This window comes from Lyngbya sp. CCY1209 (genome assembly GCF_035615495.1).
Taxonomy (GTDB): domain Bacteria; phylum Cyanobacteriota; class Cyanobacteriia; order Cyanobacteriales; family Microcoleaceae; genus Limnospira.
In genome coordinates this window covers 1-15,218 of the sequence record NZ_JAJENU010000548.1, presented here as the reverse complement: position 1 = coordinate 15,218, position 15,218 = coordinate 1, and the positions used below count along the sequence as shown (strand labels likewise).

Sequence of the window (15,218 nt, the reverse complement as noted above, 5' to 3'; positions counted from 1 at the left end):
ATAGAATTAACCGCATTCAAAACCCCCATGCATTTTTTTAGCCCCACTTCCCCCCAACCGAACCGACCTTTATTTTGCTTTCTCCCCGGCATGGACGGCACGGGCCGCCTGCTGCGGACTCAACAGCCCCAACTCGCCCGCAGCTTCGACCTGCGCTGTCTGAGCATCCCCCCGGAAGATCTCTCCGGTTGGGAGATCTTGGTCGATCGCACCGTCGGCCTGATCGAAGCCGAACTCGAACGCAACCGACATCGCGACCTCTTCCTGTGCGGCGAGTCCTTCGGCGGCTGTCTGGCCCTGAAAGTCGCCCTCAAAATTCCCCACCGCCTCAAACGCCTGATTTTGGTCAACCCCGCCTCCTCCTTTAAACAGAGGCCCTGGGTGCAGTGGGGCTCCTACCTCACCCACTGGCTGCCGAGTTGGTTCTACCCCGTTTCGGTGACGGGAATGTTGCCCTTTCTCGCGGCGTTGAGACGCATCACCCAAAGCGATCGCCGCGCCCTTCTGGACGCCATGCAGTCCGTCCCCCAACCGACCTCGATCTGGCGCCTGGAACTGCTGCGATCGTTCCACGTCGAACCCCGGCAACTCCGCCAACTCAGTTTGCCCGCTCTCATCATTGCCAGCGGGTCCGACCGGCTGCTACCCTCGGTAACGGAAGCTCAATTCCTGACTCGGGAACTGCCCGACGCCGAGATGGTCGTCCTCCCCGACAGCGGCCACGCCTGCCTGTTGGAAACCGACGTCAACCTGTACGCGATCGTCAAAGACCGCGATCCCGACCTTGATCGCGCGACAAAAGACTCGGCCTGTGTGGGAATAATTGATCATTGATCATTGATCATTGATCATTAATAATTATCAATTCATGATCCCCGACTCCCGATCGCGGATGAGCCGGATTTCACAGATGACCGATTCGGGTCGATTCCCTATTCCCTATTCCCTATTCCCTATTCCCTATTCCCTATTCCCTACTCCCTACTCCCTGCTCCCCAAACAAACCATGACAGCAACCGCAAATGCTCCCGCCGGACTCGCCTCCCGACTGGTGAATGGCGTCCTTTCTATCAAACCTCTGGCCGACTGGGCCAAAAATCGCGCCCGCCAGATGATGATCGATCGCGCCGAAGACATGGGCGTTCCCTGGCGCCGCCACGCCGACGAACTCCTCTCCCGCGACTGGACCCGGGAATTCGAGCAGGTCAACGATCCCCACCTCACCTACCCCGACTATTACTTGAAACCCTTCCACGCCTACGACAGCGGGAACATGAGCTGGCGGGCCGCAGTCGAAGTGGAAGTGGCGGCCAAAGCCGTCCACGCCAAAATCTGGCCCGAGGCGGGGGTCGCCGGAGATAGCCGGCTGCGGCAGAGTTACCACGACGTCCTGAAAGCCCGGTTGCCTAAAGATCCCGAAAATATTCTCGACCTCGGCTGCAGCGTCGGGTTGAGTACGTTCACCCTCCAGGAGATTTACCCCCGGGCCTCGATGACGGGCCTGGACCTGTCCCCCTACTTTTTGGCGATCGCGGCTTACAATACCGCCCAAAAACAGACCGCCAACCCCCCCACCTGGGTGCACGCCGCGGCCGAAGCCACGGGTTTGCCCGACGCCAGTTTCGACCTGGTGTCCCTGTGCCTGGTCTGCCACGAACTCCCCCAACGGGCCACCCGCGACATCTTCCGGGAAGCCCGGCGCCTGCTGCGTCCCGGCGGACACCTGGCGGTGATGGACATGAACCCCCAATCCGAGGTCTTGGCCCAAATGCCCCCCTTCGTCCTGACGTTACTCAAGAGTACCGAACCCTATCTCGACGAGTACATGAGCCTGGATTTGGCGGAAACCTTCAAAGACGCGGGTTTCCAAACCCCCGCCGTCACCTGCAACAGCCCCCGCCACCGAACCGCGATCGCACAGGTGGAATGATCAATCATTAATCATTAATAATTGACAATTAATTATTCCGGACCGCGATCGCACGAGTGAAGTGAGGGAGTCGGCAGTCGAGAGTCGGTATTAGGGGGGCAGGGGTATGAATTGATCATTATCAATTGTCAATGATCAATTTTCCCCACACCCCACGCCCGCACACCCCAATTTATGTTAAGCGCCGAAGACCTTTACAGCGAGTCGTTTTACCTCGCCAACAACCCGGATGTCGAGCTCGCTGTCGAGGCCGGCATTATTGAAAGTGGGTTCGAGCATTTCATCGAAACGGGTCAGTTTCAGGTCCGCCAGCCCACGCCGCTCTACGACGAATTTTATTATCTCGCCACCAACCCCGACGTCGCCCAAGCCGTCAACAGCGGGGCGATGGCGAGCGGGTTCCAACACTTTATCAACGCCGGTCAATTTGAAGGGCGCGATCCCAGCATCTTATTTAATACGGCGTTCTATCTCGAAGAATATCCGTTTCTGGAACCGGCGGTTTTGGCGGGGGATGTGACCGCGATCGAGCATTTCGTCAAATTCGGACAATTTGCAGATTTCCGCCCCAGTCCGGTCTACAACCCCGACTATTATCTGGCCCGAAATCCGGATGTCGCCGCCAATGTCGCCCGGGGCGAGGTGACGGGGATCGAACACTATCTCGAAATCGGGGCGGCCCAGGGTCGGGATTTCAGCCCGTTTCTGGAACCGGACGGGTCGAATTTTCCCAACCGGGTCGCCAGCGGGGACACCACCCAAACCGGCACGACCCTGATGGCCCGCAGCACCGTCGCCGGCCCCCTGACCTTTGAAACGGCGACCGATCCCAATTTTACCAATATCGTCTCGTCGGTGACGACGATCGCCCTCGACCCCACCCTCCCGTCCCAGGTGTCCCTGTCGGGGCTGACGCCGGGGACGCAATATTTTTACCGGGTCACGAATGCCCGGGGAGAGTCGGACCTGGGCAGTTTCCGCACGCCGGAACCGCCGGGAATTCGGGGGGGCTTGCGATTCGGGGCCACCGGTGACGGCCAGGGGGAACTGATGCCCCATGTAGCCGTGGGCAATGTGCCGGAACGGAACCTGGATTTTTTTGTGGAATTGGGCAATAGCATTTCGGCGGATACCGAGTCTCCGGATGTGCCGGGAGTGCAACAGGCGGCGAGTTGGGAGGAATTTCGCACCAAGCACAACGAGATCTATTCCCCACGGCTCGATTTCAATCCCTGGGGGAATTTGCGGGCTTCGACTTCGGTGTTCTCGACCTGGAATGATCGCGAACTGACGGAGAATTTTGCCGGGGGGACGGCGCCGGCTTTGTCTCCCCAGACGCCGGGATTGTTCGGGATGGGGGGGGGTTTTGTGAATGATACCCCCGTCTTCGAGGCGGCGCTGGAGGCGTTTTCGGACTACAACCCCCGCCGCCGGGAGGTCTACGGGGAGACGGGCGATCCCCGCACGGCGGGGGAGGAGGAACTGTACCGGGCCGTCACGTTCGGGGATGACGCGGCGGCGTTTCTGTTGGACGTGCGATCGTTCCGGGACGCCCCCCTGCCGCAGGTGTCGGAAGCGGCACCTCAACAGCAGATCGATGGGTTTTTGGCCGCCAGTTTCGATCGCAATCGCACGATGTTGGGATCGGCCCAGTTGGAGCGGTTGCGGGGGGATTTGTTGGCGTCCGAGGCGGCGGGACTGACCTGGAAGTTCATTTTTTCTCCGGTCCCGATGCAAAATTTGGGGATTCCGGGGGCGGCAGACCGCTGGGAAGGATACGCGGCGGAACGTGGCGAGATCCTCAAGTTTATCGATGAAAATGATATTGATAACGTGGTGTTTGTGTCGGCGGGGTTGGATGGGACGGTGGTCAACAATTTGACCTATCAGGAACGGTTTGGGGGGCGACAAATTCCGGTCGATGCGATGGAAATTACCGTCGGTCCGGTGGCGGTTCAGGAAGATTTGGGCGACGGATTGACGGGCGCCCCCTTGGGTCCGGCGACGGTGGCAAATACGCCGGAAGACGTGCTGACGCGGGAGGCGAAGGCGGTTTATGATTCCTTGGAAACGCGATCGCTGCGGGATGAGTTGATCCGAGATGTTCTCGACTCGCGCCTCGTGGCTTTGGGGTACGATCCCGTCGGGTTGCAGGGGTCGGGAATTGACGTTCGAGAGGTGATCCCGGCTCCTTATGTGGCGGTTCACACCTTCGGATGGACGGAGTTTGTGGTCGATGAGAATACCCGAGAGCTTCTCGTGACGACTTACGGCGTCGAACCCTATTCTCAAATCGACGTGGAAACGGTTCCCGCACAAGTGATCGGCCGCCAACCCGAAGTGGTGAGCCAGTTTTTGGTCGCTCCGGAGTTGTTCTGATTCCCGACGGGACGGCTCGGGAAAAATCTGCCAGATTAGCACACCCATCCAAGTGAATTGGTATAGCTTTACGCTGCGACATCTGGCGATTCGAGCTAAAATTGAGGTCAATTCCGAAGGGTCTTTGTACGCCGAGTTGACTTCGACCTGGGGGATCGGTACTTAGTCCAACCCATCCGCGAGGAAGGGGTTTTTTTGATCGTGACGAAAATCTCGACGATCGCCCCCGACAACAAAATGGGTTTGGGTCGTTGAAAAATCAAGTGCGACAGAGTATAACAAAGTGTAAAAATTCAGAACGATTTTAGGCGCGATCGCGATCGCAGAGTTGGACGTTGAGGACTCCGCCCCTTGTTGACATCACACCCCCCAATGGAACAGATCAAGATGAAAGAATTTGTCATCAATCAATTTAATTCCCTCGGGCTGGCATTTTGGGTAGAAATTATGACTGAAATCCCCCGGTGCACCTACTACTTTGGACCGTTCCTCACCGAAGATGAAGCTCAGGAAGCGGAACCGGGCTACATCGAAGATATTGAAGGCGAGGGCGCCGAGGGATTGCACGTCGCCGTCAAACGCTGCCAACCGGAATATCTCACCGTGGCTGAGGATCTCGGCCCGAATTTTGACAACCCACTCAAATGGGCTTAGGGCCGCAGGACTTCGGGATGGGCGTCGAGCCAGCGGTCGATATCGGCCCGGATGCGATCGCTGATCTCCCACGGTAACAAATGGGCCGTGTCGGGATAGCAGTAAAATTCCGCGTTCGGGAGGCGGCCGGCCGTTTCCCGACTCGATGCGGCGGTAATGTGCCGATCCCGTTCCCCCGCCAAAACTAACGCCGGACAGGTCAGGGTTTCCAATTCCCCCAGGCGATCGTATCCGGCCCGCAATGCCTGACGCAGGGCTCGGGTCGCCGTCGGGGAAGTCCGCAAGTAGGCGGGGGTGGCCTCCCGGGCGATGTATCGGTAGGCTTCCGGGCTCTGCCGTCCCAGCAAGTATCGAAATAGCGATCGCCGTCCCAAGGTGTCGATATTCCACCGACATCCGGGTTTGACCCAATTCACGACCCCGGCGAGTCCGGTGAACAGGTTGTCTTGCCAGGAAATCGGCGGATGGCTGCCCCGGGGACGGGCGGCGGTGGCGACCAGGATCAGGCCCGTCACCCGCCACGGCGATCGCAGGGCTAATTCCATCGCCAAAATTCCCCCCAACGACCACCCCAACACTAGAGTGCGATCAATCCCCAGGCGATCCAACAATGATTCCAGGTCGAGGAGGTGATCCGACATCTCGAACGTCCCACTCACCCGGCTTTTCCCGTATCCCCGCAAATCCGGCGCGATCGTCCGAAATCGCTGGGATAAATGCTCCGAAAACACCGACATACATCCCCCAGACCCCGGATGGCCGTGAAGGCACAGGATCGGAAATCCGGTTCCCCCAATCGAGTGGTGAAGTTGCATCAAATTAGCGCCAAGAATTAATCATTTTTTAAAAAAAAATTAAGAAATGTTAAAAATTTCGACTTTTTTTCCAGGATCGTTGCTTTTTCGCTTGACTTCCAGTATTATTTTAGATAATGGGAGTGGTGACGGAAATAAAATTTTTGCAACCACCCGATTATGAAGCATTATGTCAATAGTTTACTGGAAATCGCCACCCCTGTCAACCCCTCCCCGGCTTCGATCGCGGCAAAAATTAAAAAAATTAAGAAATGTTAAAAATTTCGACTTTTTTTCCAGGATCGTTGCTTTTTCGCTTGACTTCCGGTATTATTTTATATAATGGGAGTGGTGACGGAAATAAAATTTTTGCAACCACCCGATTATGAAGCATTATGTCAATAGTTTACCGGAAATCGCCGCCCCTGTCAACCCCTCCCCGGCTTTGATCGCGGCAAAAATTAAAAAAAATTGGGCCAATCTGTTGCCTTCCCCTTCCCAAAAAATGACATTCCCCTAATACCGACTCCCCCAATTAAATCTGACCGTTGCGGATAACGTGATCGACGATTCCCGCGATCGCCCGCCGAATTTGGGGGATGTGGCCGCTGTAGTTATCAGTGATCGTGATGACGTAGCGTTCGCCGTCGATGCTGGCCGCGACCGTGGTGCCGATCATTTTGGAATTTTGGCCCGTTTTTTCCCCCAGCCACTGGGCATTTAATCCATCCAACGCCATGTAACCGATTTCGCGATCGTACTGCTGGCTCAAAGCCTCGATCAGCAATTCCGAGTCCGGGTATTCGTAATTGTAGATTTTCACCATCATTTCCGTGAGTTCGTCGCTGGTGAGGCGATTTCGGCCCTTGCCCGGTCGGAAGGGCATGATCCGATCGCCCATGAGTTTGAACCGCACCCGGGTTTGTGTGAACCCCTGCCCTTCCAGGAACGAATTGATGTAATCGTGGCCCAGATAGTCGATCAGTTGGTTGGTGGCGATATTGCTGCTGTGGTCGATCATCTGGCCCATCAGGATCTTCAGGGGGTAAGACTTGCGGGCGCGGATGTCGGAGGCATCTTCAGTGAAGTTTCCCCCCTCCACATAAACGGATTCCTCGAAGCTGACTTTATCCGCGTTGGCTTTGTGCAATAGTGCGATCGCCACCGGAACCTTGATCAGACTCGCCGGACTCGCGGGAGGCACGTCCCCCCGCAGGCTGGCACAGTGGCGGTTGAAGTTACAGACGCTGATCGTCGCCTGTCGGGACAGGCCGCTGTCCTGGCGAATTTCCTCCAAAATTTCCGCCTGGACATTTTGCAGGTCTTGCTTTAAACGGTTGAGATTATCCCGATACTGCCCGATTTTCTCCGTCGCCTGCCGTTTCAGGAACGATTCTTCGGGAATTTCCTGCAAATTGGCGATCGCCCGCTCCCACAGCAGGGCCATCTGTTCCCGGGTTTCCCAGGAGATCTCCGACACCTTGCCCGTCTCCACGGCCTGGGTCGCCAAACTGATCCCCTGCTTCCAACTGTCGTTGGCCCGCCGTTCGATCAGAATTTGCAGTTCCACAGCCCGCAGCTTTTCCAGGACATCCTTTCGAGGTTCCGGGGGGCGATTGGAGAAGATCGGGATAAACTGGGGAACTTGACGGGATTCCGGGGGATTTTCCAGGCTTTCCACCAGGCGATCGCGCAATGCGACCAACTCGTTCAGGGAACCGGCCCCGTACAACTCGGACGATGACCCGAGCATGGGCAACGTTTGGGTCAAACCGATCCCCGCCGCGATCGCGATCGTCGCCAAAAACCGATTTGACGCCCGAACCGTTTTCGAGAAACCCGATTTCCGATTCCCCGGCCAAAGTCGAACCATCCTCTCTCCTCACCACACGCGAACCTGGGAGCATGATATCAGGAAATTTTGGGTGTCGGGTGTCGGGTGTCGGGAATTTATTCCCCATTCCCCATTCCCCATTCCCCATTCCCCATTCCCCATCTAACTCATGAACTCGGACGCCACCAACATCGTCCCGATCCCAGCATCAGTGAAGATTTCCTGGAGCAAGGCGTGGGGGAGGCGGCCGTCGATAATATGGGCACCGCGGACTCCCTGGGCCAAACTCCGCACGCAGCAGGTCACTTTGGGAATCATCCCCCCCGCCACGATACCTTTTTCGATCAACGCTCGGGCTTCCCCAATGTCCAATTTGGCGATCAGGGTGTCGGGATTTTTGTAATCTTCCAAAATTCCGGGGGTATCGGTCAGCAAAATCAATTTTTCGGCGCCCAACGCCGCCGCAATTTCGCCCGCGACCGTATCGGCGTTGATGTTGTAAGCCTGCCCCGTTTCGTCCGCCGCAACGCTGGAAACCACGGGGATGTAGCCGTCATCGACCAGGGCCTCCACCAGTTTGGTGTCGATGCTGGTGACTTCTCCCACGAAGCCGATCCCCTCGTCTCCCTGGGGACGGGCGCGGATCAGGTTGGCATCCTTGCCGCACAACCCCACCGCCGACCCCCCCACCTGATTGATCAGGGAAACGATTTCCTTGTTGACCCGGCCCACGAGAACCATTTCCACCACGTCCATCGTGGGGGCGTCCGTGACCCGCAGGCCGTTTTTGAATTGGGGTTCGATGCCCAGTTTTCCCAGCCAGGTGTTGATTTCTGGCCCCCCGCCGTGTACCACCACCGGGCGAATTCCCACGCAGGACAGCAGCACGATGTCTCGCATGACGGTTTCTTTGAGGGAACTGTCTTTCATCGCCGCGCCGCCGTATTTGACGACGATAGTGCGGTTGGCGAATTTTTGGATGTAGGGGAGGGCCTCGCTGAGGATCTTGACTCGATTGGTTTCGTCGGAGCGGGCAAAATCGCTGTGTTTGAGCATGGGCGTTCGATGTTAGAATCTCGCTTTTAGATTTTAGCTGCAAATTGCCGATCGCACAGAGGGCACCAGGAGGCGGAGGGAGCAGAGTCGCCACCCGCCACTTGGCGCCGAGTCACCGCCAGAGGCAATGCTCGTTCCGCCCGATTGTTATCGGGTGGAACTTGGGGAGGGTCGAGGAAATACCACCATTGATGAGCCTTGGGAGTCAAAGACTTTGATAACAAACCAGCCGCATAGCCTGATCGGAGACACCAAGCCTCGATAATTGTAGCGGCGATCGCAGGCTGATTGACATGAGTCAATTTTCGGTGCGTTCCCACCCGGCCGAGTTCTCGGTCATTACAATTGCCCAATATGGGAAATGATCGGGGAAATTTTATTGATCCAATGCGGAGGTGAATCAACCTCAATTTTTCAGTATTGATTGGGTGATTCACCTTCGTACCCGTAGCAGGGTCAGATTTTTTCTAGCCAAAATTATTGTTAGCAGCTCAAGAGACTCTGAATGGCAGCAATTAAACCTGTCAATGCCTCTATACTACCACTGAGAATAAATAAATCACTTCCCGTGATCACGGCTATGATTTCTGATATCGTCGCACCAGCTAGAATCATTGGTACTACGACAGAAGCAAAGGTCGTGGCTACACCAAGGAGCGATGTACTAGCAAATACAATCAAGACACCAGAACCACAGATCAATGCAATAATTGCCATCCATTGTACGGGACCGGGTGCCACACAACTTGCAACCCAGATCGTTGGAGCTGTTTTGAGCATGACTATTAGTGACATTTGATTTCCTCTTAATTAGTTTCTCCTGCGAGAGATAACCGCGTGTTGCAGGATCGCCCGCCGGGAAGTTCACCGTCAAATCGGTGCGTTCCCACGCCATTCATCGGCGGTGAAGTCAGTGACGCGGGGAACGCACTCTACGAGACTAATTACTATTGCCCTAAATTACGGAAAGAATCGATCAATTCTTCTCATGATATTCTATCATAAGGCTCTTCAGAATATCCGTAAAGACTACAACGGTAGTAAGCTGCTGCTGCCGGTGCCAAGTCTCCTACTAAATTTTGACACCTCCTAGCGTTCCCTTGATGCTCAGGTATATCACTTATGGGGCTGAAATAGAGCCAGACAACATTTCCGTCGGGAGTAGGACTGGGAGTGTAACATCTTTGGGAAACAGTATTACACAAAACTGGTATTCGGCCAATTATCAACCTGACCTCCTCAGCAGTTGCTTTTTGGGGAAGGCAACAAGCCAAGCCGAAAGAAAATAAGGGGACTACAAGTAAACCGATAATTTTGGGGCGTCGCATAAGAACACCTGATGACTGTAGAGTAAAATATTTGTTCTTTGTTCAGAATAACAAAATTTTTTCGTTTTGCCTTTACAAAATATGGGGTCATTGTTGGGCTTTTTTCAGTTGAAGACTGAATGGAAAAGCCGGAAATGTTGGGAAATGTCGGGAACTATTGGGAAATTTTTGGTAAAATGCGAGAATCCCTGACATCTACCCGGCTCTATGAACCTTCAGGAAGTGGTGAAACTCGCAGACGAACTGGTGTTTGCTCGGACAGGTCAGCATCTCAGTGACGTGCAAGATACTATTCTGCGCGGAACATGGCAACATCAGGATTACAAGGAAATTGCCAAGCAGGTTAATCTGTCGGAAGCTCGTGTTAGAGAGGTGGGAATGGAATTATGGCAGACTCTTTCAGACGAGTTGGGAGAAAAAGTCACCAAATCAAATTTTAGACCGACAATGGAGAGATTGCAATTTTCGATTGATTCACAATATTTTGCACGACAAGATTCGGTTCAAATTGGTTGCATTAATTATTGTGGAGAAAGCCGACATCCGCCTCATTCATCTCAACCCCATCAAGAAACACAAGCTAGATCTAACCCAGCCTTCAATCACGATTTGAGTGAAATGCCACGACTCGGCAACTTTTATAATCGTGTTGATGAACTGGAACGCATCAAAACAGTAATCCTAACAGACAAAGTACAACTCCTCACTATTACGGGTATCATCGGGAGCGGCAAAACGGCACTGGCTATAAAACTGGTACAAGAAATTAAGCATGAATTTGAATGTGTGGTTTGGCGCAACCTGGAAACCGGTTATGCTGCCAGCAATTTAAAGACAGATATCATAAATTTATTTGCCCATAATGACAACAAGAAATTATCACAGATGTCGGCAATTAAATATTTACAAAAACATCGATGTTTAATTATTTTAGATAATATCCATAATCTGTTTATGCGGGAAGAATTAGCAGGTCAGTATCAACTGTGTTATGAAGATTATCGCAGTTTTTTTAAAAAAATTATTGATTTATCCCACCAAAGCTGCTTTCTCCTCGTGGGTTGGGAAGCACCGCGAGACATTGCTCAAATTCAACAAAAGAATATACCCCACTTCACGATCGCCGGTTTGGACTCCTCCTCTGCTAGTCGTGTTCTAGCAGATCAAGGATTGGAAATTGACAACCGATGGAAAAATTTAATTGACTTTTATCAGGGCAATCCGTTATGGTTGAAAATTGTAGCTCATTTTATCCTTGAGTTGGGATTAAATGTCACAGATTTGTTCCACAAACAGCCGGTGTTACCCCAGGATTTGAAAGGTATTCTGCGACAATCATTTGCTTATCTATCGGAAACAGAAACAGAGTTGCTTTCTCAATTGGCAAGAGAAGATGATGCGATCGCTCTCGTCAAGTTATTAGAAACGACACAAATGCCCTTGTCAGATTTACTCGATGCACTACAATCGCTCTGCCGTCGTTGCTGGCTGGAAAAAACTGACAAAGTTTATGTGATGTCATCGATATTGAAGCAATATATTCTACAATTGTAGTGGTCAATTTGCGGTGCGTTCCCACACCATTCATCAATTGATCGCACCAGAGGGCAGTGGGGGGCTAAAGCCCGACAACCGTGATTCGTTGTTGCGCTTTAGCGCACAGAGGGCAGTGGGGGCAGAGGAAGATGTTTGAGGTCAATCGTCGAAATGCGATCGCAATTGAAAATTATCAATTATCAATTATCAAAACTCCGCTCGGAGGAATTCTGAAATTTCCACCACCGGCTCAGGGGAAAATAGATGACGGGCGCCCACAAACTACTGAGCAGGGCACAACTGAGGGCGATGCGCTGGCGATCGCTCCAAATTTCGGCCAAGTCGGTCTGGAGGGTTTGCCAATTCCCCCCCCCGAATTGCAGCGCCCGGAACAGTTCCACCCAGATCGCCATCCCGAAGACGATCAGCGCCACGGAGATGAAATCTTCCTGAATATTTTTCATCACCAATTGGGACAGGAACACCGTCAGAACCGCCGATCCGACGTAGGGGAAAACGTGGCTGGGGTCGGGGGCGGTGAGGCTGTCCAGAAGCAGGCCGATCGCCGACCCGGCCGCGATCGCTTCCCATAGCGACCGCCGCAAACTCCAAGCCACCAGCCAGATCAACGGCCAGTTGGGGCCGATGCCGAACAGCTCCATGCCGGGGATGGGGACGAGGGTCAGCAACAGGCAGGCGATCGCGGAGGTGACGGTGACCATCCAGTTGAGAAGTTGACGGGTGTTGATATACATGAGAATTGGCGTGGGGAGAGCATCTAGAAAAAATCAGTCTGAAGTCCCGTCGGGGGACTCCGGAGCCTGTTGTTCGTTGGGGTAGATCGCCACCCATTCCAGGGTGTCGAGGGGCGTGAAAAATTCCACGATCGCCTCGGGTCCGGTCGCCTTGTTGATGTCCACCGACACCACCTTGCCCACCGGCCACCCCGGCGGCAGGATCTGGCTGAAGGCCGAAGTCGCCACCACGTCCCCCGGTTTCACGTCGGGGACGGTGTTGAACAGGGCCAGCACCCCTTGATTGCTTTCGTCGCCCCGCAAGTAACCCATCTGGCGCGATCGCGTCACCGCCACGCCGATCTGGCTGCTGGGGTCGCTCAACAGCAGCACCTTGCTGGTGTGGGGGGTGACAGCCACGATGCGGCCGACCAACCCCCCCGGCCCCACCACCAGCGCATTTTGGCGGATGCCGGCGTCGGCTCCCCGCCCCAACGTCACCTGCTGCCACCAGTGGTCCGCGCCGCGGGCGATGACGGGAGCGACGATCGCGGTGCGGTCGGGTTTGGAGGAGACGTAGCCCAGCAGCTCCCGCAGGGTTTCATTTTCTCGCTGTAACTCTTCGATTTCGGCTTCGAGCTTTTGAATCCGCGGCTCGGCTGCCTCAATTTGGGTTTGCCGTTCGACGAATTCTTCGGGGGCGACTTGAAAGGGGCGGTGTAGCCAATAATAAACCTCAAATAGGGCGGCACCTCGGGTCTGCCGCACCCACAGCGCCGTCACAATGGCCAGGGCCAGCAGGGCGAGTTGCGAACCGTATCGATTCCACCAGCTTCTTGTATCCATTCCCATAAGTTTCGCGATCGTCGGACGGGAAGCCGACGGGATATCATCCCGGCGCGGCTCCCCTTATATTTAAACGGAGCGGGCTAGAAATTGCGCGATCGCACCGTGAACACCCGCTCGAACTGTTTGAAATTCTCCAAAACCCGCCCGGTTCCCAGCACCACGCAGGAGAGGGGGTCGGCGGCGATGTGAGTGACGATCCCCGTTTCGTGGCTGATTAGGGAGTCCAACCCCCGCATCAGAGCCCCGCCCCCGGCCAACATGATTCCGCGATCGATGATATCCGCCGCCAACTCCGGCGGCGTCCGCGCCAGGGTCCTTTTTACCGCGTCCACGATCGCCGTCAGCGGCTCCGACATACTCTCGCGGACTTCCGAACTTTTGATCGAGACGGTGCGGGGCAACCCCGAGAGCAGGTGAATCCCCCGCACCTCCATGATCATCTCCTCATCCTCGTCGCCGGGATAAGCCGAACCCATCTGTATTTTGATCTCCTCAGCCGTCTGCTCTCCGATCACCAGGTTGTGCACTTTTTTCATGTACCCGACGATCGCCTCGCTGAGTTCGTCCCCCGCCACCCGCACGGATTCGCTCAACACGGTTCCTTCCAAACTCAGCACCGCCACCTCCGTCGTCCCACCCCCGATATCGACGATCATGTTCCCCGTCGGATCCGCCACCGGCAGTCCGGCCCCAATTGCCGCGGCGATCGGTTCGTCGATCAGCCGCACGTCCCGGGCCCCGGCGCGGGTCGCCGCCTCGATCACCGCCCGCCGCTCGACCCCCGTCACCCCGCTCGGAATCCCGATCACGATCCGGGGGGCGATCAGGGTCTGACCGTCGTGAACCCTGCGGATAAACAGTTTGAGCATCTGCTCGGCCGCGTCCACATCGGCGATCACCCCGTCCCGCAACGGCCGCAGGGCGATTACATTATCTGGCGTGCGCCCCAACATTTTCTTCGCATCGTTTCCGACCGCCAGGGGGGTCTTGTCTTGCTGGTCGATCGCCACGACGGACGGTTCTTGCAAAACGATCCCCTTTCCCGAAACATAGACGAGGGTGTTGGCCGTACCCAAGTCGATACCCATGTCCCGCGATAAGGAAAAGCGATTAAAAAAGCCCACTGGTGTTTACGCCCCCACACTTGAATGCTAAATCACAATTTGAAAAAAACGCGCTGCCGCTTTCGGGCTGTCTGCAACCGGGCCAAACTTGCACCCCGGTTGGAAATCCAAACCAATCATTTACTCAATTGGGTTGACGTTTGATTGCGACACAGTTAATCTCGCTAAGAAGACTTCCTAGCAGTTTTGCACATTTCCCCCGCAACAGGAGAATGCAATGCCAAGTTAACCGGATCGGTTTTGACAACCCCAATCCCGACAGCCAAACCCGCCATCCTCACAAACCGATGTGGATTGTATTACGTTTTTCGGTCGGAGTCCAGCCCCGTAGCCCGAGACCGAATCGCCTTGCCCGAAGCGACTTGACTCTCTCTCACTGTTCGTCGGGACTTCCAGCGGATCGGGACGAACGGGAAACCAAAAAAAACGCCCCCCATTCGGGGAGCGTTTTTTGAGTGGTGGCTCTCAATTAGCCAATTTCGGGGGCAACCAGCGCCACGGGAGTGGCTTCAGTTGCAGCCAAGTCGAGGGGGAAGTTGTGAGCGTTGCGCTCGTGCATCACTTCCATACCCAGGTTGGCGCGGTTGATCACGTCAGCCCAGGTGTTGACCACCCGACCGCTGGAGTCCAGGATGGACTGGTTGAAGTTGAATCCGTTCAGGTTGAAGGCCATCGTGGACACGCCCAAAGCGGTGAACCAGATGCCGATCACCGGCCAGGCACCCAAGAAAAAGTGCAGGGCGCGGCTGTTGTTGAACGAAGCATATTGGAAGATCAGGCGACCGAAGTAGCCGTGAGCCGCCACGATGTTGTAGGTTTCTTCTTCTTGACCGAATTTGTAACCGTAGTTTTGAGATTCGGTTTCGGTGGTTTCACGCACCAGAGAAGACGTCACCAGAGAACCGTGCATCGCGGAGAACAGCGCACCGCCGAAGACACCGGCAACTCCCAGCATATGGAAGGGGTGCATCAGGATGTTGTGCTCGGCTTGGAACACCAA

The 15,218-nt window shown here is 55.0% G+C and carries 12 protein-coding genes and 2 pseudogenes; 5 read left to right on the top strand and 9 right to left on the bottom strand.

What is annotated here, in order from left to right:
- Positions 1–27: 27 nt before the first annotated feature.
- The 4 genes from LKE08_RS18890 to LKE08_RS18875 all read left to right on the top strand — a co-directional run bounded on the left by LKE08_RS18890 (position 28) and on the right by LKE08_RS18875 (position 4,963).
- Entirely contained in the window at positions 28–834 is an 807-nt protein-coding gene (locus LKE08_RS18890; RefSeq protein WP_324705803.1) for an alpha/beta fold hydrolase, read from the top strand.
- 172 nt (positions 835–1,006) lie between these two features.
- The gene (locus LKE08_RS18885; RefSeq protein WP_324705802.1) at positions 1,007–1,930 is read left to right on the top strand and encodes a class I SAM-dependent methyltransferase; all 924 of its coding nucleotides are present in this window, start codon (positions 1,007–1,009) and stop codon (positions 1,928–1,930) included.
- A 174-nt stretch (positions 1,931–2,104) separates the two neighbouring features.
- On the top strand, positions 2,105–4,309 hold the full coding sequence (locus LKE08_RS18880; protein ID WP_324705801.1) for an alkaline phosphatase D family protein: 2,205 nt from the start codon (positions 2,105–2,107) through the stop codon (positions 4,307–4,309).
- 387 nt (positions 4,310–4,696) lie between these two features.
- Complete coding sequence (locus LKE08_RS18875) at positions 4,697–4,963, top strand: DUF1816 domain-containing protein (protein ID WP_324705800.1); 267 nt, start codon at positions 4,697–4,699, stop codon at positions 4,961–4,963.
- Here LKE08_RS18875 and LKE08_RS18870 read toward each other — a convergent pair.
- From LKE08_RS18870 to LKE08_RS18850, 5 genes and pseudogenes are all read right to left on the bottom strand, one after another.
- Positions 4,960–5,778: an alpha/beta hydrolase gene (locus tag LKE08_RS18870; RefSeq protein ID WP_324705799.1), complete on the bottom strand. Its 819-nt coding sequence runs from the start codon at positions 5,776–5,778 to the stop codon at positions 4,960–4,962. The genes LKE08_RS18875 and LKE08_RS18870 overlap by 4 nt on opposite strands.
- A 514-nt stretch (positions 5,779–6,292) precedes the next feature.
- Positions 6,293–7,630, bottom strand: coding sequence for a serine hydrolase (locus LKE08_RS18865; RefSeq protein ID WP_324705798.1), 1,338 nt, complete (start codon positions 7,628–7,630; stop codon positions 6,293–6,295).
- Positions 7,631–7,753: 123 nt separating this feature from the next.
- Entirely contained in the window at positions 7,754–8,647 is an 894-nt protein-coding gene (gene argB / locus LKE08_RS18860; protein ID WP_324705797.1) for an acetylglutamate kinase, read from the bottom strand.
- A gap of 89 nt (positions 8,648–8,736) precedes the next feature.
- Positions 8,737–8,886 (bottom strand): annotated as a pseudogene (locus tag LKE08_RS18855) (IS66 family transposase); the annotation flags it as partial.
- A 244-nt stretch (positions 8,887–9,130) separates the two neighbouring features.
- Positions 9,131–9,442: a hypothetical protein gene (locus tag LKE08_RS18850; RefSeq protein WP_324705796.1), complete on the bottom strand. Its 312-nt coding sequence runs from the start codon at positions 9,440–9,442 to the stop codon at positions 9,131–9,133.
- 740 nt (positions 9,443–10,182) lie between these two features.
- Between LKE08_RS18850 and LKE08_RS18845 the strand changes: the two genes are divergently transcribed.
- Positions 10,183–11,529: an NB-ARC domain-containing protein gene (locus LKE08_RS18845; RefSeq protein WP_324705795.1), complete on the top strand. Its 1,347-nt coding sequence runs from the start codon at positions 10,183–10,185 to the stop codon at positions 11,527–11,529.
- A gap of 182 nt (positions 11,530–11,711) precedes the next feature.
- Here LKE08_RS18845 and mreD read toward each other — a convergent pair whose 3' ends face one another.
- The 4 genes and pseudogenes from mreD to LKE08_RS18825 all read right to left on the bottom strand — a co-directional run.
- Complete coding sequence (mreD, locus tag LKE08_RS18840; protein WP_324705794.1) at positions 11,712–12,266, bottom strand: rod shape-determining protein MreD; 555 nt, start codon at positions 12,264–12,266, stop codon at positions 11,712–11,714.
- A 33-nt stretch (positions 12,267–12,299) separates the two neighbouring features.
- Positions 12,300–13,091 (bottom strand): rod shape-determining protein MreC, encoded by a 792-nt coding sequence (gene mreC / locus LKE08_RS18835; protein ID WP_324705793.1) that lies wholly within the window; start codon positions 13,089–13,091, stop codon positions 12,300–12,302.
- Between the two features lie 83 nt (positions 13,092–13,174).
- Positions 13,175–14,182 carry a rod shape-determining protein gene (locus LKE08_RS18830; protein ID WP_324705792.1) on the bottom strand — a complete coding sequence of 336 codons (1,008 nt, stop codon included), beginning with the start codon at positions 14,180–14,182 and terminating at the stop codon, positions 13,175–13,177.
- A gap of 505 nt (positions 14,183–14,687) precedes the next feature.
- Positions 14,688–15,218 (bottom strand): annotated as a pseudogene (locus tag LKE08_RS18825) (photosystem II q(b) protein); the annotation flags it as partial.